The sequence below is a fragment of the Oceanibium sediminis genome (assembly GCF_003265325.1).
In the GTDB taxonomy this organism is placed as follows: Bacteria; Pseudomonadota; Alphaproteobacteria; order Rhodobacterales; family Rhodobacteraceae; genus Halovulum; species Halovulum sediminis.
Map to the genome: position 1 here is coordinate 248,827 of NZ_QGNX01000005.1, position 17,720 is coordinate 266,546.

23 protein-coding genes are annotated in these 17,720 nt (G+C 68.3%); 15 read left to right on the forward strand and 8 right to left on the reverse strand.

Annotated elements, in window-relative coordinates:
- The 6 genes from DJ029_RS14555 to DJ029_RS14580 all read left to right on the forward strand — a co-directional run bounded on the left by DJ029_RS14555 (position 1) and on the right by DJ029_RS14580 (position 3,927).
- On the forward strand, positions 1-498 hold the full coding sequence (locus DJ029_RS14555) for a gluconokinase (protein WP_232823088.1): 498 nt from the start codon (positions 1-3) through the stop codon (positions 496-498).
- Entirely contained in the window at positions 495-1,862 is a 1,368-nt protein-coding gene (locus DJ029_RS14560) for a phosphohexomutase domain-containing protein (protein WP_112323201.1), read from the forward strand. Before DJ029_RS14555 ends, DJ029_RS14560 begins: the two co-directional genes overlap by 4 nt.
- A 135-nt stretch (positions 1,863-1,997) precedes the next feature.
- The gene (locus DJ029_RS14565; RefSeq protein WP_112323202.1) at positions 1,998-2,822 is read left to right on the forward strand and encodes an urease accessory protein UreD; all 825 of its coding nucleotides are present in this window, start codon (positions 1,998-2,000) and stop codon (positions 2,820-2,822) included.
- Between the two features lie 15 nt (positions 2,823-2,837).
- On the forward strand, positions 2,838-3,140 hold the full coding sequence (locus tag DJ029_RS14570) for an urease subunit gamma (protein ID WP_112323203.1): 303 nt from the start codon (positions 2,838-2,840) through the stop codon (positions 3,138-3,140).
- A 78-nt stretch (positions 3,141-3,218) separates the two neighbouring features.
- On the forward strand, positions 3,219-3,524 hold the full coding sequence (locus DJ029_RS14575) for an urease subunit beta (protein WP_112323204.1): 306 nt from the start codon (positions 3,219-3,221) through the stop codon (positions 3,522-3,524).
- A gap of 37 nt (positions 3,525-3,561) precedes the next feature.
- Positions 3,562-3,927 carry a GFA family protein gene (locus DJ029_RS14580; RefSeq protein ID WP_112323205.1) on the forward strand — a complete coding sequence of 122 codons (366 nt, stop codon included), beginning with the start codon at positions 3,562-3,564 and terminating at the stop codon, positions 3,925-3,927.
- Between the two features lie 11 nt (positions 3,928-3,938).
- Here DJ029_RS14580 and DJ029_RS14585 read toward each other — a convergent pair whose 3' ends face one another.
- The gene (locus tag DJ029_RS14585) at positions 3,939-4,784 is read right to left on the reverse strand and encodes a cytochrome-c oxidase, cbb3-type subunit III (RefSeq protein ID WP_112323206.1); all 846 of its coding nucleotides are present in this window, start codon (positions 4,782-4,784) and stop codon (positions 3,939-3,941) included.
- A gap of 84 nt (positions 4,785-4,868) precedes the next feature.
- On the opposite strand from DJ029_RS14585, the gene DJ029_RS14590 reads away from it, so the two are divergent.
- Both DJ029_RS14590 and ureC read left to right on the forward strand, forming a co-directional pair.
- Positions 4,869-5,441 (forward strand): GFA family protein, encoded by a 573-nt coding sequence (locus DJ029_RS14590; RefSeq protein ID WP_232823089.1) that lies wholly within the window; start codon positions 4,869-4,871, stop codon positions 5,439-5,441.
- Positions 5,442-5,452: 11 nt separating this feature from the next.
- Positions 5,453-7,165: an urease subunit alpha gene (ureC, locus tag DJ029_RS14595; protein WP_112323207.1), complete on the forward strand. Its 1,713-nt coding sequence runs from the start codon at positions 5,453-5,455 to the stop codon at positions 7,163-7,165.
- Here ureC and DJ029_RS14600 read toward each other — a convergent pair.
- The gene (locus DJ029_RS14600; protein ID WP_112323208.1) at positions 7,150-7,908 is read right to left on the reverse strand and encodes a gamma-glutamylcyclotransferase; all 759 of its coding nucleotides are present in this window, start codon (positions 7,906-7,908) and stop codon (positions 7,150-7,152) included. The two genes, ureC and DJ029_RS14600, sit on opposite strands and share 16 nt — an antisense overlap.
- A 241-nt stretch (positions 7,909-8,149) precedes the next feature.
- Between DJ029_RS14600 and DJ029_RS14605 the strand changes: the two genes are divergently transcribed.
- Genes DJ029_RS14605 through ureG form a run of 3 tightly spaced genes read left to right on the forward strand, consistent with a single transcriptional unit; the run spans position 8,150 to position 9,876 of the window.
- Entirely contained in the window at positions 8,150-8,596 is a 447-nt protein-coding gene (locus tag DJ029_RS14605) for an urease accessory protein UreE (RefSeq protein ID WP_112323368.1), read from the forward strand.
- An 11-nt stretch (positions 8,597-8,607) separates the two neighbouring features.
- Complete coding sequence (locus DJ029_RS14610; protein WP_112323209.1) at positions 8,608-9,243, forward strand: urease accessory protein UreF; 636 nt, start codon at positions 8,608-8,610, stop codon at positions 9,241-9,243.
- Positions 9,244-9,258: 15 nt separating this feature from the next.
- On the forward strand, positions 9,259-9,876 hold the full coding sequence (ureG, locus tag DJ029_RS14615; RefSeq protein WP_112323210.1) for an urease accessory protein UreG: 618 nt from the start codon (positions 9,259-9,261) through the stop codon (positions 9,874-9,876).
- Between the two features lie 63 nt (positions 9,877-9,939).
- Here the strand turns inward: ureG and DJ029_RS21770 are convergent, their stop codons facing one another.
- From DJ029_RS21770 to DJ029_RS14640, 5 genes are read right to left on the reverse strand one after another with little or no spacing between them, the layout of a single operon-like run.
- Positions 9,940-10,317, reverse strand: a complete 378-nt coding sequence (locus DJ029_RS21770) for a hypothetical protein (protein ID WP_157966388.1) — start codon at positions 10,315-10,317, stop codon at positions 9,940-9,942.
- Between the two features lie 40 nt (positions 10,318-10,357).
- Positions 10,358-10,840 carry a DUF6505 family protein gene (locus tag DJ029_RS14625; protein WP_112323212.1) on the reverse strand — a complete coding sequence of 161 codons (483 nt, stop codon included), beginning with the start codon at positions 10,838-10,840 and terminating at the stop codon, positions 10,358-10,360.
- 12 nt (positions 10,841-10,852) lie between these two features.
- Positions 10,853-11,566 carry a biotin/lipoate--protein ligase family protein gene (locus DJ029_RS14630; protein WP_112323213.1) on the reverse strand — a complete coding sequence of 238 codons (714 nt, stop codon included), beginning with the start codon at positions 11,564-11,566 and terminating at the stop codon, positions 10,853-10,855.
- Positions 11,563-12,630 carry an Mrp/NBP35 family ATP-binding protein gene (locus tag DJ029_RS14635; RefSeq protein ID WP_112323214.1) on the reverse strand — a complete coding sequence of 356 codons (1,068 nt, stop codon included), beginning with the start codon at positions 12,628-12,630 and terminating at the stop codon, positions 11,563-11,565. The genes DJ029_RS14630 and DJ029_RS14635 overlap by 4 nt, the downstream gene beginning before the upstream one ends.
- Positions 12,627-12,830, reverse strand: a complete 204-nt coding sequence (locus DJ029_RS14640) for a DUF6494 family protein (protein ID WP_112323215.1) — start codon at positions 12,828-12,830, stop codon at positions 12,627-12,629. Before DJ029_RS14640 ends, DJ029_RS14635 begins: the two co-directional genes overlap by 4 nt.
- 80 nt (positions 12,831-12,910) lie before the next feature.
- Between DJ029_RS14640 and DJ029_RS14645 the strand changes: the two genes are divergently transcribed.
- Positions 12,911-13,690 (forward strand): cytochrome c, encoded by a 780-nt coding sequence (locus DJ029_RS14645; protein ID WP_232823090.1) that lies wholly within the window; start codon positions 12,911-12,913, stop codon positions 13,688-13,690.
- Between the two features lie 4 nt (positions 13,691-13,694).
- Here the strand turns inward: DJ029_RS14645 and DJ029_RS14650 are convergent, their stop codons facing one another.
- On the reverse strand, positions 13,695-15,632 hold the full coding sequence (locus tag DJ029_RS14650; RefSeq protein WP_112323216.1) for a 4Fe-4S binding protein: 1,938 nt from the start codon (positions 15,630-15,632) through the stop codon (positions 13,695-13,697).
- A 145-nt stretch (positions 15,633-15,777) separates the two neighbouring features.
- On the opposite strand from DJ029_RS14650, the gene DJ029_RS14655 reads away from it, so the two are divergent.
- From DJ029_RS14655 to DJ029_RS14665, 3 genes are all read left to right on the forward strand, one after another.
- Positions 15,778-16,341, forward strand: a complete 564-nt coding sequence (locus DJ029_RS14655; protein ID WP_112323217.1) for a DUF3305 domain-containing protein — start codon at positions 15,778-15,780, stop codon at positions 16,339-16,341.
- Complete coding sequence (locus tag DJ029_RS14660) at positions 16,338-16,997, forward strand: DUF3306 domain-containing protein (protein WP_112323218.1); 660 nt, start codon at positions 16,338-16,340, stop codon at positions 16,995-16,997. Before DJ029_RS14655 ends, DJ029_RS14660 begins: the two co-directional genes overlap by 4 nt.
- Positions 16,998-17,082: 85 nt before the next feature.
- Positions 17,083-17,703, forward strand: a complete 621-nt coding sequence (locus DJ029_RS14665) for a TorD/DmsD family molecular chaperone (RefSeq protein ID WP_112323219.1) — start codon at positions 17,083-17,085, stop codon at positions 17,701-17,703.
- The last annotated feature ends 17 nt before the right edge of the window (positions 17,704-17,720 follow it).

The window sequence follows — 17,720 nt, forward strand, 5'->3', positions numbered from 1 at the left end:
GTGGCGCGCCTGGTTGTCGTCATGGGGGTTGCGGGCTGCGGCAAATCCTCCGTCGCCGAGGCGCTTGCCGCGCGGCTGCGCGGAACCTTCCTTGACGGGGACGCGTTCCACACGCCGGAAAACATCGCCAAGATGAGCGCCGGCATCCCCCTCGACGACGAGGACCGCTGGCCCTGGCTCGACCGGATCGCCGCCGAGATGCAGACCCGCAAGGGCGTGCTCGTCACCGCCTGTTCCGCCCTGCGCCGCATCTATCGCGACCGGCTGCGCAGCGGCGCGGGCGAGCCGGTGTTCTTTGCCCATCTCGACGGCAGCCGCGCGCTGATCGCCGCGCGCATGGCGAAGCGGGACGGTCATTTCATGCCCGGCAGCCTGCTCGACAGCCAGATCGCCACGCTTGAACGCCTGGGCCCGGACGAGGCGGGCGTCACCGTCGATATCTCGGGGGATCTCGCCCAGGTCACCGGGGCGATCTGCACTGCGTTGGAGGCCGCATGAGCCCTCGCGCGCCCTTCAAGGCCTATGACGTGCGCGGCGTCGTGGGCAAGGACCTGACCGAGCCGGTGATGGAACGGATCGGCGCGGCCTTTGCCGCCATCGTCGCGAAGGGCGGCCCCGTGGTCGTCGGGCGCGATGCGCGCGCCAGTTCCCCCGCCTTCGCCGCCGCCCTCGCGCGGGGGTTGCAGGCGGGCGGATCCGACGTGCTCGACATCGGGCTCTGCGGCACGGAGGAGGTCTATTTCGCCACCGATCACCTCGGCGCGGCGGGCGGGATCATGGTCACCGCCTCGCATAATCCGCCGGGCGACAACGGGCTGAAGATGGTGCGCAGCGGGGCGCGCCCGCTCGACCGGGACTCCGGGCTGGCTGAAATCGAAGAGATGGTCCTCGGCCCCGACCCGGCGCCCCGCGCCGCGCGGCCCGGCGAGCTTGAGCCCCGGGATATCCGTGGCGCTTACGTGGAAAAGCTGCTCGGCTTCACCCACCCGGAAAAGCTGGCGCCGCTGCACATCCTCGTCAACGCCGGGAACGGCGCCGCCGGGCCCACCTTCGACGCCCTGGCAGAGGGCTTGCAGGCGGCGGGCGCGCCGCTTCGCTTTACCCGGTACCTGTTCACCCCGGACCCGACATTTCCCAACGGCGTTCCGAACCCGATTCTGCCCGAGAACCACGCCCAGACCGCCGACGCCCTGCGGGCGGCAGGGGCGGATTTCGGCGTCGCCTGGGACGGGGATTTCGACCGCTGCTTCTTCTTCGACCACACCGGGGCCTTCATCGACGGGGCCTATATCGTTGGCCTGCTCGCGGCCGCGGTGCTGCGCGAAACCCCGGGCGAGACCGTCGTCTACGACCCCCGCGTGGTGTTGAACACGCTGGACATCATCGGCGCCGCCGGTGGGCGCGGGGTGCAGGCCAAGACCGGCCACAGCTTCATGAAATCCGTCATGCGCGCGGAAAGCGCCGCCTACGGGGGCGAGATGTCGGCTCATCACTACTTCCGGGATTTCATGTTTTGCGACAGTGGGATGATCCCGGTTCTTAAAGTGGCCGAACTGCTCAGCGCACAGCAGGTGCCGCTGGCGGAGTTGGTCGCCGCCCGCGCGCGCGCTTTCCCGGTGTCGGGCGAGCGGAACTTCTCCCCCGCCGATCCCGACGCTGCCATCGCGCGGGTCGAGGCGCGCTTCGCCCCCGAGGCTGAAGCGCGCGACGACAGCGACGGGATGAGCCTGCGGTTTGCGACCTGGCGCTTCAACCTGCGCCGCTCGAATACCGAGAACCTGGTCCGGCTGAACGTCGAAAGCATCGCCGACGCCCCCCTCGTGAAAGCGAAGGTGGCCGAGATCGCCACCCTGCTTGCCTGAGAACCGGTCGCTGCCTGCCTAAAAAAGCGGCACATGAGCCGCCGCGCAGTAAAGTCGCGCAAAATCATTGGCGCGGCTGCCGCCCCCTGACTAGGCTTTGGGCGATCCTTCCCCGGTGAAAGGCAGACCCGTACCATGCTCGACCAGCCAGTTGCGACCCAGCGCCACCAGCGCGTCAACGGGCACGTGCGGCTGGGCGTCGGCCTGCGTAACGGGCGCACGGTTCTGCGAGAGCTGTTCCAGTCCGGGGCGGCCAAGGCAATGCTGCCAAAGGTCCACGGGCAGCACCCCGTCGCCGTCCTGATCAACACTGCCGGCGGCCTGACCGGGGGCGACCGGCTGAAGGTGGAGGTCCGCGCCGGCGCTGGCGCGACCCTCACCCTCGCCACGCAAACGGCCGAGCGCGCCTACCGCGCCGGGCAGGGCCGGGCCGAGGTGGAGATTCGCCTCTCCGCCGGGGCGGGGGCGCATCTCGACTGGCTGGCGCAGGAAACGATCCTTTACGAGGGGGCGGCCCTGTCCCGCCGCCTCGCCGTCGATCTCGCGCCCGGGGCGAGTGCGCTGTTGGTCGAGCCGGTGGTCATCGGGCGCGCCGCCATGGGCGAACACCCCGAAAACCTGGTCTTCCAGGACCGCTGGCGGATCACCCGCGCAGGCCGACTGATCCATGCCGAGGCAGCGGGCCTCCACCCGCCTCTCGGCGACCTGCGCACCGGCGCGGGGCTGGGGGCCGCGCGCGCCTTCGCCACCATGCTCTACCTCGGCGCGGATGCGGACGCCCGCGCGGCGCGGCTGGCAGGGCTGCCGGCGCGGGATGGTGTGCGCATGGCGCAAAGCTGCTGGGACGGCCGCCTCGTGCTGCGGTTCCTGGCGGACGATCCCCAGGCCATGCGGGCCGGCCTGGTCGCGGCGATGACCCGCCTGCACGGCCACCCGCCGCCGCGTGTCTGGACCATGTAACAAAGGACGACGACGATGAACCTCACCCCCCGCGAAAAGGACAAGCTGCTGATCTCCATGGCGGCCATCGTGGCGCGCAACCGGCTGGAGCGTGGCGTGAAACTGAACCACCCCGAGGCGATCGCCCTGATCACCGACTACGTGGTCGAAGGCGCGCGCGACGGGCGCTCGGTCGCGGACCTCATGTCCGCCGGGGCGGGCGTCGTGCGCGCCGAACAATGCATGGAAGGGGTGCCGGACATGATCCATGACGTGCAGGTCGAAGCGACCTTCCCCGATGGCACCAAGCTGGTGACCGTCCACCACCCGATCAGGTAGCGCGATGCCTCCGTTCCAAAGTCCACCAAATATCCCCGCCGGAGGCTCCGGCGCCGCAACAGGTACAGGAGGTCCGGCATGATCCCCGGCGAAATCATCACCGCCCTCGGCGAGATCACCCTGAACGAAGGCGCCACGGCGCTGACGCTGACCGTCGCCAACACCGGCGACCGCCCGGTGCAGGTCGGCTCGCATTATCACTTCGCCGAAACCAATCCCGCCCTGTCTTTCGAGCGTGACGCGGCGCGTGGCATGCGGCTCGATATCGCTGCGGGCACCGCCGTGCGCTTTGAGCCGGGGCAGACCCGCGATGTCCAGCTCGTGCCCCTTGCCGGTGCGCGCCGGGTGTTCGGCTTCAACGGGAAGGTGATGGGCGATCTCTGAGCGCAACGCCCTCAGACGCGGCCGCCCCCTGTCGGAGGTGCGCGCCGATCCCGAGGCGCGGCTCGGCGCCTATCACGGGGCCTGTGCCTGCGGCACGGTGCGCTTTTTCGTGCGCGCCGACCCGGCCAGCTCCGCGCCCTGCATCTGCGCGAAATGCCGGGGCATGGGCCTGCGGATCGTCAGTGCGGCGCGGGGTGACTTTCGCCTGCTCACCGGGCAGGGCGAGCTGACGGAGCCGATAAGCGGCGCGCGAACTCCGCATCATTTCTTCTGCGCGCGCTGCGGGGAAGCGGCGTTCGGCTTTCCCGACGGGCCCGGCGGCACGCGGGTTTCCGTCAACCGAGCGCTGCTCGACCGCGGCGATCCCGACGCGGTCGATATGCTTGCAGAGGATGCGCCATGAGCGCCGCGCGATCACTCCGCGTCGCGCAGCGGCGGCAGGCTGCGCAGGTACAGCACCACCGCGTCCAGGTCCTCGGGCGTCATCATGGCGAGGTAGCCGTAGGGCATCGGCGGCAACATCGGATCGCCGCTGGCGTTCACGCCCTTGGTGATCATCGTCTTGATCTGCTCATCCGTGTAGCCGGCCAGCCCATCCTCGTGGCTGGTCAGGTTCGCGGCGATGGACGTGCCCCAGGGGCCGTGGAACTCGAACCCGCCCCGGCCGAGGTCGGTCTCCAGCATCGGTCCCTGCGGGCCCATCGGCGTGTGGCATTCCATGCAATGGGTCACCGGCCCCGCCAGGTATTCGCCATAGGCGACGCTGACCGCCCGTTCCGGCGCGGTCACGCTGTCGATCGGCGGGCCATAGGCCGGGGGCAGGGGGATGTTGTAGGTGGAGGTGCCGGGGTCGTTCTCCACCGCGGGCAGGGTGCGCAGGAAGGCGACGATGCTCGCCAGATCCTCATCCCCGAGGCCGCGGTACATGGAAAAGGGCATCGGCGGGCCGATCACACTGCCATCGGGGCGGATGCCCTCGCGGATGGCGCGGGCGAGTTCTTCGTCGGACCAGTCGGCAATGGGGCCGCCGGGCGTCAGGTTGGCCGCGATGGCGGTGAACATGTCGTTCTGCTCGACCAGCCGCCCGCCGAGTTCTTGCTCCATGACCGGACCTTCCGGGCCCATGGGCGTGTGGCAGTTGCCGCATCCGGCGGGCCCGCGCACGAGGTATTCGCCGCGCGCGACATCACCGGCGGCGGACGCGGCCAGCGGCGCCAGGGCCGCAAGGCCCGACGCAAGAATGATCGATCTGATAAGCATGTAACTCTTTCCCTGGTTTTTATCTTGAGCCGCGCCCGGTGCATTTCCGTCACCGATGCGCAGCTGAGGGGAACCGTAGGCGGGGTGCGACAACCTGTCAAATGTCTGCTGGCCGCCGCGCGGTGCGAAATCCTGTGGCTTTTCAAGGCGGACGGCGTGGAAGTTGGGGGGGTGGCGATGCCTGTGACGCTTGCCGGATCCTGCCGCTGCGGGGCGGTCCGTTTCACCCTTGGCTCGCACACGCCTTATCCCTTCATGCGCTGCTATTGCTCGATCTGCCGCAAGACGGGCGGCGGCGGGGGCTATGCGATCAACCTGATGGGCGTGGCGTCGACCCTGCGTGTCGAGGGCCTCGGGCGCGTCGGCCATTTCCGCGTCGCGACCGATCCGGACACGCCGGCCTGCGAGCGGCATTTCTGCACCAGCTGCGGCAGTGCGCTCTGGGTGTCGGACAGGCGCTGGCCGGAGCACGTCCACCCCTTCGCCTCGGCCATCGACAGCCCACTTCCGGTGCCGCCGAGCCGCACCCACATCATGCTGGACTTCAAGGCGGACTGGGTCACCCCCGACATCCGCCCCCAAGACAAGAGCTTCCCGCGCTATCCCGATCAGTCGATCGAGGATTGGCACCGCACCCATTCCCTTTGGATCGACTGAGGACAACGCCCATGCCCGCCAAAATCCCGCGCACCACCTATGCCGACATGTACGGCCCCACCACCGGAGACAGGGTCAGGCTGGCCGATACCGAGCTTTACATAGAGGTTGAAAAAGACCTCACAACCTACGGGGAAGAAGTGAAATTCGGCGGCGGAAAGGTGATCCGTGACGGGATGGGCCAAAGCCAGGTCAGCCGGGCCGAAGGGGCGATGGACACTGTCATCACCAACGCGCTGATCGTGGACTGGACCGGCATCTACAAGGCCGATGTCGGCCTGAGGGACGGGCGCATCGCGGCCATCGGCAAGGCGGGCAACCCCGACACCCAGCCCGGCGTGGACATCGTCATCGGCCCCGGAACCGAGGTGCTGGCGGGCGAGGGGCGCATCCTGACCGCGGGCGGGTTCGACGCGCATATCCATTTCATCTGCCCCCAGCAGATCGAGGATGCGCTGCATTCGGGGCTGACCACCATGCTCGGCGGGGGCACCGGCCCGGCCCATGGCACGCTGGCCACCACCTGTACGCCGGGGCCCTGGCACATCGGGCGGATGCTGCAAAGCCTGGACGCCTTCCCGATCAACTTCGGGCTGTCGGGCAAGGGCAACGCCTCCGGCCCCGCGGCCCTGGTCGAGATGGTGGAGGCGGGCGCCTGCGCGCTGAAGCTGCACGAGGATTGGGGCACCACCCCCGCCGCCATCGATTGCTGCCTTGGCGTGGCCGACGACATGGACGTGCAGGTGATGATCCACACCGATACGCTGAACGAAAGCGGCTTCGTGGAAAACACCGTCGCCGCCATGAAGGGGCGCACGATCCATGCCTTTCATACCGAAGGGGCGGGCGGGGGCCATGCGCCTGACATCATCAAGGTCTGCGGATTGCCCCATGTCATCCCGTCCTCGACCAACCCGACGCGCCCCTACACTGTGAACACGCTGGAAGAGCACCTGGACATGCTGATGGTCTGCCATCACCTCGACAAGTCCATCCCCGAGGATGTCGCCTTCGCCGAAAGCCGCATCCGCAAGGAAACCATCGCGGCTGAGGATATCCTGCACGACATGGGCGCGTTTTCCATCATCGCCAGCGACAGCCAGGCCATGGGCCGCGTGGGAGAGGTGATCATCCGCACCTGGCAGACCGCCGACAAGATGAAGAAGCAGCGTGGCCGCCTGGCGGAGGAAACAGGCGACAACGACAATTTCCGCGTGAAGCGCTACATCGCGAAATACACGATCAACCCAGCCATCGCACATGGCATCAGCAGCCACATCGGCTCGATCGAGGTGGGCAAACGCGCGGACCTGTGCCTGTGGTCCCCGGCTTTTTTCGGTGTGAAGCCCGAAATGACGCTGGTCGGCGGCACCATCGCCTGCGCGCAGATGGGCGATCCGAATGCCTCCATCCCCACGCCGCAGCCGGTCTATTCCCGGCCCATGTTCGGCGCGTTCGGCCGCAGCCAGGAGGCGTCGTCCGTCACCTTCGTCAGCGGCGCGGCCCATGACCTGGGCATCGGCGAAACCCTGGGCCTGCGCAAGGCGACCGCGCCGGTGCAAAACACCCGTGGCGGCATCGGCAAGGCGGCGATGAAGCTGAACGACGCCATGCCCCGGATCGAAGTGGACCCCGAAACCTACGAGGTGCGCGCGAACGGCGAATTGCTGACCTGCGAACCGGCAAAGGTCCTGCCCATGGCGCAGCGCTACTTCATGTTCTGAGGCTGCCCCACCTCGCGATCCGCCACATAGGCGCGCGCGTCCCTCAGCAGCCGTTTCACCTCTGCGTCTTCGATGCCGAACTCGTCGAGGTGCGCGGCGATATTCTCGAGATATTCCATGCTGGTGCCGAGGAACCCGGTCCCCGTGGCGGCAAAGCGGATCTGGTCCGCGTAGGGGATGTCCGGCACGATATCGGGCGCGCTGTGATCGGCCACGAAAGCCAGTGTAGGCAAGGGTCCAAGCGCGGTCTCGGCCTCGGTCATTACGGGGTGATAGGCGGGGGCGACCAGTTCACGGTTCCAGAGGGAGGTGGCCTCCCGAAGCAGCGCGTGGGGCGGAATGCGGAACACCAGCCCCTCGCACGGACCGCCCGTGTCCAGCGCGACCATCAGGCCCGGAGCTTCCGGCGTGCCGCGCGCGCCAAGCGTGTCGCGCAGGCAGAATCGGCGCCGATAGGTCGTGATCCGTGCGCGGCGCACCTCGTCAAAGGCAAAGCCCGGATCCCACATCAGCGAGCCGTAGCCGAAGACCCAGAGCGGACCCTCCCCATGGCGTTCCAGGAATGCATCGCGGCTGGCATCGATCTGGTCCTGGGGAAAGCGCCACTCCGGCCCTTTGCCCAGCTCCGCCATCCGCGCGTCAAGGTCGCAAGGCCGAAAATCCCGGAAGAAAGAGGTCTCCGGGTCCTTCACAAGGGCGCGCAGCGACGGGTGATGGCGGAATGGATCTGTGGAGTCTGTCATGGTCTTTCCCTTTGATGCTGCTCAGGTAGCATTTTGCGCAAAGGGTTACAGCAGCCTGTCGTGCCCCGCGTATTTACCAGTGTTGCCGGTGCGAGAATTGCCAAAGGATGCAGCAGAATGCCCGAATCCGCCTGATTATATATCACTCCCGCGCAGGGGGCATTCCCGCGCCACCCCTGCGCTGGACGCGGCTCATGACCGTTTCCTAGGCTCTGGCCCAAACGGTATAGGGGGGATGGGCATGATCCGTGCGACAGAGGTGGTGGCCGAGGCGGGCGCGGCCGAGGACAGCGTCACGCTGGATTACGATGGGCGCTACCGGCGGCGGATCGCGCTGCGCAGCGACAAGGGCTGCGAATTCCTGCTGGACCTGGCGCAGACGACGGATCTGCGCGACGGGCAGGGGCTGCGGCTCGAGGACGGGCGCATCATCGGCGTGCGCGCGGCGGACGAGGACCTGATGATCGCCCGCGCCCACGATCCGCATCACCTGGTGCGAACCGCCTGGCACGTCGGGAACCGGCATCTGCCCTGCGCGATCGAAGCCGACCGCCTGGTGCTGCGCTGGGATCACGTGATCGCCGAAATGCTCGAAGGGCTCGGTTGCGTCGTCGAGCGGACCCGCGGCCCCTTCGTGCCCGAGGGTGGCGCGTACGGGATGGGCCGCACCCATTCCCACGCCCACTGATCGCCGGGGCGATGCGCGCCGATGCCGACCATATCCTGCTGAGCTGGTTTTCGCCCGGCTATCCCGTGGGGGCCTTCGCCTATTCCCACGGGTTGGAGCGGGATATCGCGCGCGGCGCGGTCTGGAACGCCGACACGCTGGCCGACTGGATCGACACGGTGCTGGCCCATGGCACGGGGCGGGCGGATGCCATCATCATGCGCGCCGTGCTGGCGGGGGATCCGCCGGAGGACATGGCGGACCTCGCGCTCGCGCTCGCCGCCTCCTCCGAGCGCGCGATGGAGGTCAGCGCCCTTGGCGCGGCCTTCGCGCGGGTCACTTCTGCGGTCTGGGGCACACCTGATGATCCCTGGCCCTACCCGGTGGCGGTCGCCGTCGCCGCCCGTGCGCTGGGCCTGCCTGAAGCCGCTTTGCTGCGCGCCTACCTGCACGCGATGGCCGCGAACCTCGTCTCCGTCGCGGTGCGCTTCGTACCGCTCGGCCAGACCGACGGGCAACGCGTTCTGGCGGGGCGTTTCGCACTGATCGACAGCGTCGTGAGCGGGACGGAGTTCGCCGTCCCCGACGATATCCTGACCGCCGCCTTCGCGGCCGACCTTGCCGCCATGGAGCATGAAACCATGGACGTGCGCCTGTATCGAAGCTGAAGAAAGAGGTCCCCCATGACATCACGCGCCCCCCTGAGGGTCGGCATCGGCGGCCCGGTCGGGGCCGGCAAGACCACCCTGACCGAGACACTGTGCAAGGCGATGCGCGACCACTGGTCGATCGGCGTCATCACAAACGATATATACACCCGCGAGGATGCCGAGGCGCTGGTGCGTGCGCAGGCGCTGCCCTCGGACCGGATCATCGGCGTGGAAACCGGCGGCTGCCCGCACACCGCGATCCGCGAGGACGCCTCGATCAACCTGGCGGCGGTGGCGGAGTTGAGCGGGCGCTTTCCCGACCTCGACGTGATCCTGATCGAATCGGGGGGCGACAACCTGGCCGCGACCTTCAGCCCCGAACTGGCGGACCTGACGATCTACATGATCGACGTGGCCATGGGCGAGGAAATCCCGAGGAAGGGCGGGCCGGGGATCACGCGCTCGGACCTGCTGGTGATCAACAAGACGGCACTGGCGCCCCATGTCTCCGTCTCGTTGGAGGTGATGGCGCGGGATGCCGCGAAACAACGCGGCGCGCGGCCCGTGGTTTTCGCCGACCTGCGCTCTGGGCAGGGGGTGGATGCGATCGCCGACTTCCTGGCGCAGGCGGGCGGGTTGCCCGCGCGCTGAGGGGGGCCGCCCGCCACGTATCGGCTTCCGGCGGCGGGCCTTGATGGGCTAACGTGTCCTGCGTCACGCCCGATCCGGAACCTTGTGCGGCAGACGCGCAAAAGGCGAAAAACCGCGCTGCGTCTTGACCTTGGGGGGTGCATGGGTGCAGGTGCGCATCAAGAATTCTTGAAGGAAGCGGTCGTCGGCTGGTCCGAGCTTTTGGACGCGGTCGGGCGAAACGTGGATATCCTTGGCGTCATGCCGTACGTTCCCCCTCTGGGGTGAAGTGCGCTTGGCGCCGGCAGGACCATCGCGGTGCACGCCGCGCTCAACCACAACGCGCCCTTCGTCGCCTTCTCCGGTAAGGCGGTGGTCAGGCTGATGCAGCACATGATCACGATCAATGTAAGGCTCAGCACCGAGGCCGAGAGCGACGCGCAAATGATCGTTCATGCGCATCGGTTCGACGCTTATGCGCCCGGGCGCGAACGGGCTGCGCCTACGGTGTTTCGATATCCCCGTGCACGCCGACCTGCGCCAGCTCGGCGGCTTCGGCCTTGATCGTGCGGTATTGCTCGCGCACGCCTGCCTCGGTCAGGTCGCGCGACACGATCAGCAGCGTGTTGGGGTCATGATCGTCGCAAAGCTCGGCCATATGGGCGATCTCGCTTTCGGCGACGGCGCGCGCGGCGGCGTCCGAGGGCGCGCCGTAGACGGTGACGAAATGACGGGCGAGCGCCTGCGTCAACGCCTCGACCTCGGCCGGTTCGGCCTTGGTGACCGCGACGAAAGTGGCCCGGCCGAAGGTTTCCAGCCCCAGCCAGCCGTTGGCGAAGGCCTGCCGGGCCTTGCCGGTCAGGTCCGCCTCGCCCCAGTTGGAGAATTCGAACCCGCCGGAAATCGCCCATTCCCCGGTGCGCGCGTGGCGGTGGAACACCTGCGTGTCGCTTTCATCGAAATGGATCGTCCGCGCGAGGTTCATGTCCTGGTCCCGTTACCGTGAAAGAAGGCTGGATAGCGGGCGAAGCCCGGTTTTCCCGTCACTGCGCAGCAGCATACCGAAATCCTCGTCGACGCCAAGGAACGTGCCCTGTCCGCCGCCGGCGGGGTCCGCGATCTGTTCTCCGATGTCCCGGGCCATGCCGCGCCATTCCTCGTGCAGCGCGCCGGAACCGCTGGTTTCCCAGGTGTTGATCCAGACAAGGGTGTGACGCACCCAGGCCTCCAGCAGCGCGGCGGGATCGACCTCGACACAGCCCTCATCGAACAGCGAGGTCTGCTCGGGCATCGCGCCGGGCGCATCGGGGTTTCCGGGGATCAGGGGCACCGAAAGGCCGATCACCAGCCAGTCGGGCACCGATTGGGGGTCATGGGTCGCGGCGGCGGTGGACAGCTTGCCGCACAGGCCGCCATTCACCCGGATGCGCCCGTCCCAGTGCAGGTGCACCGCCACCTCTGGCGGGGCGAGCGCGCCGAGGGCGTTGGAAAAGCCGATGCCGCAGACGACCAGCATCGTCATCGCGCGCTCCAGCGGCACCTCGGGGGCAAGGACGATGGCGGCGTCCAGGGTGTCGCGGCTCAGCCGGTAGGGGACGGTCCCCGCGTCACAGCCGAGTTGCGCCATCGACACCGCCTTGGCAAACGGATCGATGGCGCCGTCCAGCGCCACCCCCTCGAACAGGGGGGGGAAGCGCGGCGCGTCCGTCATGCCAGGCCGTCGGCCACCATCCGCCGCGCCACGTCGCGGAACGCCTGGGCCTGCGGGCTGTCGGGCTTGGACACCACGATCGGCGCGCCCCCGTCCGAGGCAAGGCGGATATCGAGGTGTAGCGGCACCTCCGCCAGCAGCGGCACACCCAGTTTCTTCGCCTCGGCCGCGACGCCGCCGTGGCCGAAGACATGCTCTTCATGGCCGCAGTTCGAGCAGATGTGCGTGCTCATGTTCTCGATCATGCCGAGGATCGGCGTGTTCATCTTGCGGAACATGTCCAGCGCCTTGCGCGCATCCAGCAACGCCACGTCCTGGGGGGTGGAGACGACGATCGCGCCAGTCACCTCGGCCTTCTGGGTCAGCGTCATCTGCACGTCGCCGGTGCCCGGCGGCAGGTCCACGATCAGCACGTCCAGCGCGCCCCATTGCACCTGGTTCATCATCTGCTGGAGTGCGCCCATTAGCATCGGGCCGCGCCAGACGACCGCTTCATCCTCACGCGTCAGCAGGCCGATGGACATCAGCGTGACACCGTGGTTCCTGAGCGGCAGGATCGTCTTGCCATCGGGCGAGGCGGGCCGCCCCGAGATTCCCAGCATCCGCGGCTGCGAGGGGCCGTAGACATCCGCGTCCAGCAGGCCCACGCGCCGCCCCTCCGCCGCCAGCGCGGCGGCGAGGTTGGCGGAAACAGTGGATTTGCCCACGCCCCCCTTGCCGGAGGCGATGGCGATGATCCGCTCGATCCCCGGGATCTTCTGCGGTCCCGAGGGTTCGGCCTTGCGGCGCGGTTGCAGGTCGGGCGGGGGCTTGGTCTGCGCGTGGCCGGTCAGCAGGGCGGACACCGCCCCGACACCGTCCACGCCTTCGGCGGCGGACTGCGCGGCGGCGCGCACTGGCTCCATCTTTTCGGCGTTGGCGGGGTCGATCTCCATCACGAAGCGCACGGTGGTCCCATCAAGCGTCAGGGCGCGCACGATGCCCGCGTCCACGATGTTCTTGCCGGATACGGGGTCGTCGATGGTCTTCAGGGCGGCCAAAACCGCCTCGCGTGTCAGGCTCATTCGTCGCGGCCCTTGATGGTGCCGGTCACGACATGCTCCACGTCCAGCCCGTCGACGGTCAGCACCACCTTGGCGTTGAAACTTTTCCCGGCGGTCGCCTCAAGCCCCTTGTCGCGCATCGCATCCTCGATCGTCTGCTGCGAAGTGACGCCCACCTGCTTCAGGAACTTGCGCATGCTCATGTTGAAATCGTCGCTCATCACTATCCCCTTTGATCCAACCAGATCGTTGACGGGCCAATCGCCGCCCCCTTACCCTTGCACGTAAGGAGGTGGGGCCCATGTTCCAACGGCTTGCCACGCTGCTTGCCGCATTTCTTTGCCTTGGTCTACCTGTTGCGACGGCGCAGGAAAAGGCGATCACGCTTTATGCCGCGCCCGCGCTGGCAGAGAGCGGGCTTCCCAACTACCTGCTGCCGCGCTTTTCGCTGAAAACCGGGATCGGCATTCGCCCGGCGGACACCCCGGACGCGGCGGATGTGGCGCTTCTTCCCGCCCCGCAGCAGGGTGTCCCGGCGTTGCGGCGGCGCGCGGATGGCGCGCTTTTCGGGGTCGCGCTGGGGCCTTCAGGGGCGGACACCGCCGCCGGGGCCCGGGCCGAGCAGTTCGCGGACTGGCTGCTGTCGGACATCGGCCAGCGCACCGTCGCCGCCTTCGCCCCCGGCGAAACGGCGCTGTTCGAGGGGGCGGCGGGCAGGACAGCCACACAGGAGGAGGCCGTGTTCGAGGGCGATGCCGTCCTCGGGAAGGCGCTGTCGCTGCGCCATTGCGGGCGCTGCCATGTCGTCGCGCCGGAAAACCGCATGAAGGGCCTTGGCTCGACCCCGTCCTTCGCGGCGCTGAAGGCGCTGCGGGACTGGCAGCATCGCTTCCAGGTGTTCCACGTGCTGAACCCGCACCCCGCCTTCACCCAGATCGCCGAGGTCAGCCCGCCTTTCGACCCGATGCGCCCGTCGCCCATCGCCCCGATGGAGCTGACGCAAGGCGAGGTGGACGCGATCCTCGCCTTCGTCTCGGGGATCGCTCCGGCGGATCTGGGCGCGCCGGTCCTGTCGCGCTGAGGGGTCAGTTCAGATAGTCGTCCGTGGTGCGCGGCCGGGGGCGCGGTTTGCCCGCGAAGGGCGAATCCTCGGAATGCATCTGGCTGCGCACCCGGCAATCGTCACACATGCGGATCATCCGCCCCTGCGCGGACTCGGCGAACATCGGGTGTTTGCCCTCAAGCTGGGTGACGATCCGCTCAATGGTGGATTTCACGCCGAACAACGCGCCGCATTCGATACAGGGGTAGGGCTCTTCTTCCTTCAGGACGGCCTGGTCGAAGGCGGAATCGCCCAGGTTCATGCGCGGCTCCAGCGTGATTGCTTTTTCGGGGCAGATGGTTTCACACAAGCCGCATTGCAGGCAGGCGTCTTCCTGGAAGCGCAACTGCGGCAGGTCCGGGTTCTCCAGCAGCGCGCCGGAGGGGCACAGCCCCGCGCAACTGAGGCAGAGCGTGCAGGCGTTCTGGTCCACCAGCACCGCGCCATAGGGCGCACCTTTGGGCAGCGGCAGGGGGGCGTCGGCGTCAGGGCGCAGCGCCTGAAGCGCCAGGCGCGTCACCTCGCGCCGGCCGCCCATGGGCAGCACCGGCTCGGCCCGCGCATCGGCGGGGCTAGCGTCATAGAGCAGATCGCTCAGCGCATCGGGGTCGTGCGGTGCGATCATCTCAGCCGCATCGGGGCCGAGCATGGCCGAGAGCATCTCAATCTCGAACGTCAGGGCCGTCGTCTCGGTCTTCGGGCCCGTCAGCACCTGCACCCGCCCGAAGCCGGAGGCGAGTGCCGCCAGCGCCTCGGCATGGCCGAAACCGCCGATCTGCTCCAGCTCAAGCGGGATCACGTCTGCGGGCAGCCCGCGCCCGTGGCGCGCGGCAAGCTGGATCATCTGGCGGCCATGCAGCGCGTCATGCACCAGCAGGCGCGGCGTCCCGCCCCCCGCCGCGCGATAGGCGCGGGCCAGCCCCTCGATCCGGCGAAACAGGGTGCCCGGCGCGGGGGCGTCGTAGGTCATCGCGCCGGATGGGCACAGCGCCGAGCACGCGCCGCAGCCAGCGCAGATCTGCGGGTCCAGCGCCACATGCGCGCCATTGGTGGTGATCGCGCCCGTGGGGCAGGCGTCAAGGCAGCGCGTGCAGGCGGTCTGCCCGGCGCGGGAATGGGCGCAGAGGCTTTCCTCGTAGCGCACGTAAAGCGGCTTCTCGAACGTGCCGCTCATGTGCGAGGCGTCGAGGATCAGCCGCCCCACCGCCAACGGATCGCCCGGATCGGCGCGGAAGTAGCCATCGCGCTTTTCATGGGCCCGGAAAAGGGGCTGGTCGCCGGTCAGGTCCAGGATCAGGTCGCACCGCGTGACCGCCCCGTCGCGCGGCGGCGTGAGCGCATCGTCGCGCCCGCCCGGCTCCACTTGGGTGAACCCATCGATCACCACCTCGAAGCGGCCAAGGCTGCCCGCCGCGCGGCGCAACCGGCCGCCGATCACATCGAAGGCGCGATCTAGCGGCGGCTCTGGCGTGCCGCTCAGAAGGGTGACGGACAGATGCGCGGACAGCGCTTCGGCGGCGGCGCGCGCGGTGTCATGGCCGCCCAGCACCAGGCATTGCCCGTAGGAAGTGATGTCGAGCGTCCGCTCTGCCGGGTCCCTGCGCTGAGCGTCCAGCGCCAGCGCTGCCATCTTGGGCAGCGCCTGCGCGCCTTGCGCGGACCAGCCCGCACGGTCGCGCAGGTCCACGAAGGCAGGCGCGTCAAGGCCCATGTCCTCGGCAAGTTCCTCGAATATCTGCATTTCCTGGCCGCAGGCGATCATGACGGGGCCGTCCTTCATCGCCTCGCCCGCATGGGCGAGTTGCCGTGTGCACAGGGCCGTGTGAACCAGCGAACAGGGCAGGCCCGTGGCTTTTTCCAGCGCGTCGGCGTCGATCCGCTGCGTGCCGAGGCAGTCGCAGAGCAAGAGTCTGGATGTCATGGACAAGCCCCTCCCAAGGCGCAGCGGCCCCAGATAGCCACGTCGGGCGCGCGGGGTAAAGACCCGGTGAGGCGCTTCCTTTTTCGCTTTCCCTTGCGCGGGCCCTTTCACTAGGCTGGGGCCAGCAAGGGAGGGACGTGCAAGGATGATACCGTCACAGGCATCGCTGCCCGTCGGTGTGGTGATCCGGCGCACGCCGGGGGTCACCCGCTGGGCCAGGTACTACTGGAAGGTGGTTGCCGTCCTGCCCGGGGCGGGGCCAGCCGAATGGCGTGAGTTGCGCCGCGAAGGTGACGCTGTGGAATACCACGCCGGCACCGCCACGATGCATCTTTACCGTGCGGACACCGAAGCCTACCTTCACGCGCTGAACGCGCGTCAGCCTGCTTGCTACGTGGTGCTGCGCGGCGGGCCGAACTCTGCCGAAGGGCGCGCGCTTGACCTGGTGCTGGTCACCGCCTCCCCCTACGAAGCGCAGGACTACATGGAAGGCGGAGAGGAGATCGTCGAGCAGGTCCCGATGCCCCCCGGGTTGGTCGCCTTCCTGCGCGAATTCGTCGAACAGCATCATCACGAAGAAGTGTTCGTAAAGCGCCGCCGCAACAAGGAACGGATCGACCGTAAGGAGGACGGCAAGGGCGACGCCCGCATCCGCCAGGCGGCGGATGTCTACCGCTCGCCCGCGTCGCGCAAGGGGCGTGCGCAATGAGCGGGGCCGGGGATGACTTCTGGTCGCGCCGCAAGGCCGCAGTGGAAGCCGAGGAGCGCGCGCTTCGCGACGCCGCCGCCGACCGGGACGCGGCGCTGAGCCGCGACGCGCTGGCGAAACTGCCCGACGAGGAGGTCCTGAAGCGCCTCGACCTGCCCGAACCCGAGAGCCTGAAAGAGGGCGACGACTTCAGCGTCTTCATGTCCGGCCTGGTCCCCGAAACCCTGCGTCGCCGGGCTTTGCGCCACCTGTGGCGGACGAATCCCGCGCTGGGCGCGCTCGATGGGCTGGTGGACTACGGGGCGGATTACACGGATTCCGCGACGGTCGTCGCGGATTTGCAGACCGCCTACCAGGTCGGCAAGGGCATGCTGCGCCACGTCGAGGCGATGGCCGCCCGGGACGAGGATCAGGAAGGCGTGGCCGAGGGTGGCGAGGACGCGCCGCGCCCCGGAACCGCCGCCGCGCCGGAAGCGGAAACCCCTGCTGAAGCTGGCGCGGCGTCCCTGCCAGACCCGGCGCAGGACGACGCCGCCGTAGGGGCGGAGCAAGCGCTCCCCGAGCCCCCGGACTGCGCGCCGGAAAATGATGCCGCGCCCGGCGAACCCCCGCTGCGGCCCGTCCGACGCCGCCTGAAGTTCCGCTATTTGGACTAGACAGGTCGGTTGAGTCGGTTGCAGACTGAAATCTCAGGTCGGGTAAACCGGCAGCAAACATGGCCGTGGAGCCAGAAGAGGGAGCATGGCAGCAATGGCTGCACAAACGGAAATCTTTCCCGAAGACCGACTTCGGGCCGACCTTTATGATTTCCTCGCTGCCCTGCTGTCCGCCCCGCCACCCCCTGAACTTCTGCGCAAATGCGCCGCGCTTTCTGGCGACGATACGCCGCTCGGGCGGGGCATCGGCGCTTTGGCGCGGGTGGCGCAGGGCACCTCGGCGCGGGCGGTGGAATCCGAGTTCAACGCGCTGTTCGTCGGCCTCGGCCGGGGCGAGTTGCTGCCCTACGCCAGTTACTACATGACCGGCTTCCTGAACGAAAAGCCGCTGGCCCAGTTGCGCCAGGACATGGCCGCGCGGGGGATACGCCGGGCGGATACGGTGTTCGAGCCGGAGGACAACATCGCCAGCCTGCTGGAAATGATGGCCGGCCTGATCCTCGGCCGTTTTCGCGCGCCCGCGGGGCTTGAGGATCAGAAAGCCTTTTTCAACAAACATATAGGACCCTGGGCCGCGCATATGTTCGAGGATCTGGAGGGCGCGAAGGCCTCCGTCTTCTACGCCACGGTTGGCGCGGTCGGCCACGCTTTCATTGAGATCGAAAGGGAAGCTTTTCGAATGACCACGGGGGGACCCTCCGCATGATTATGAAGCAAAGGAGT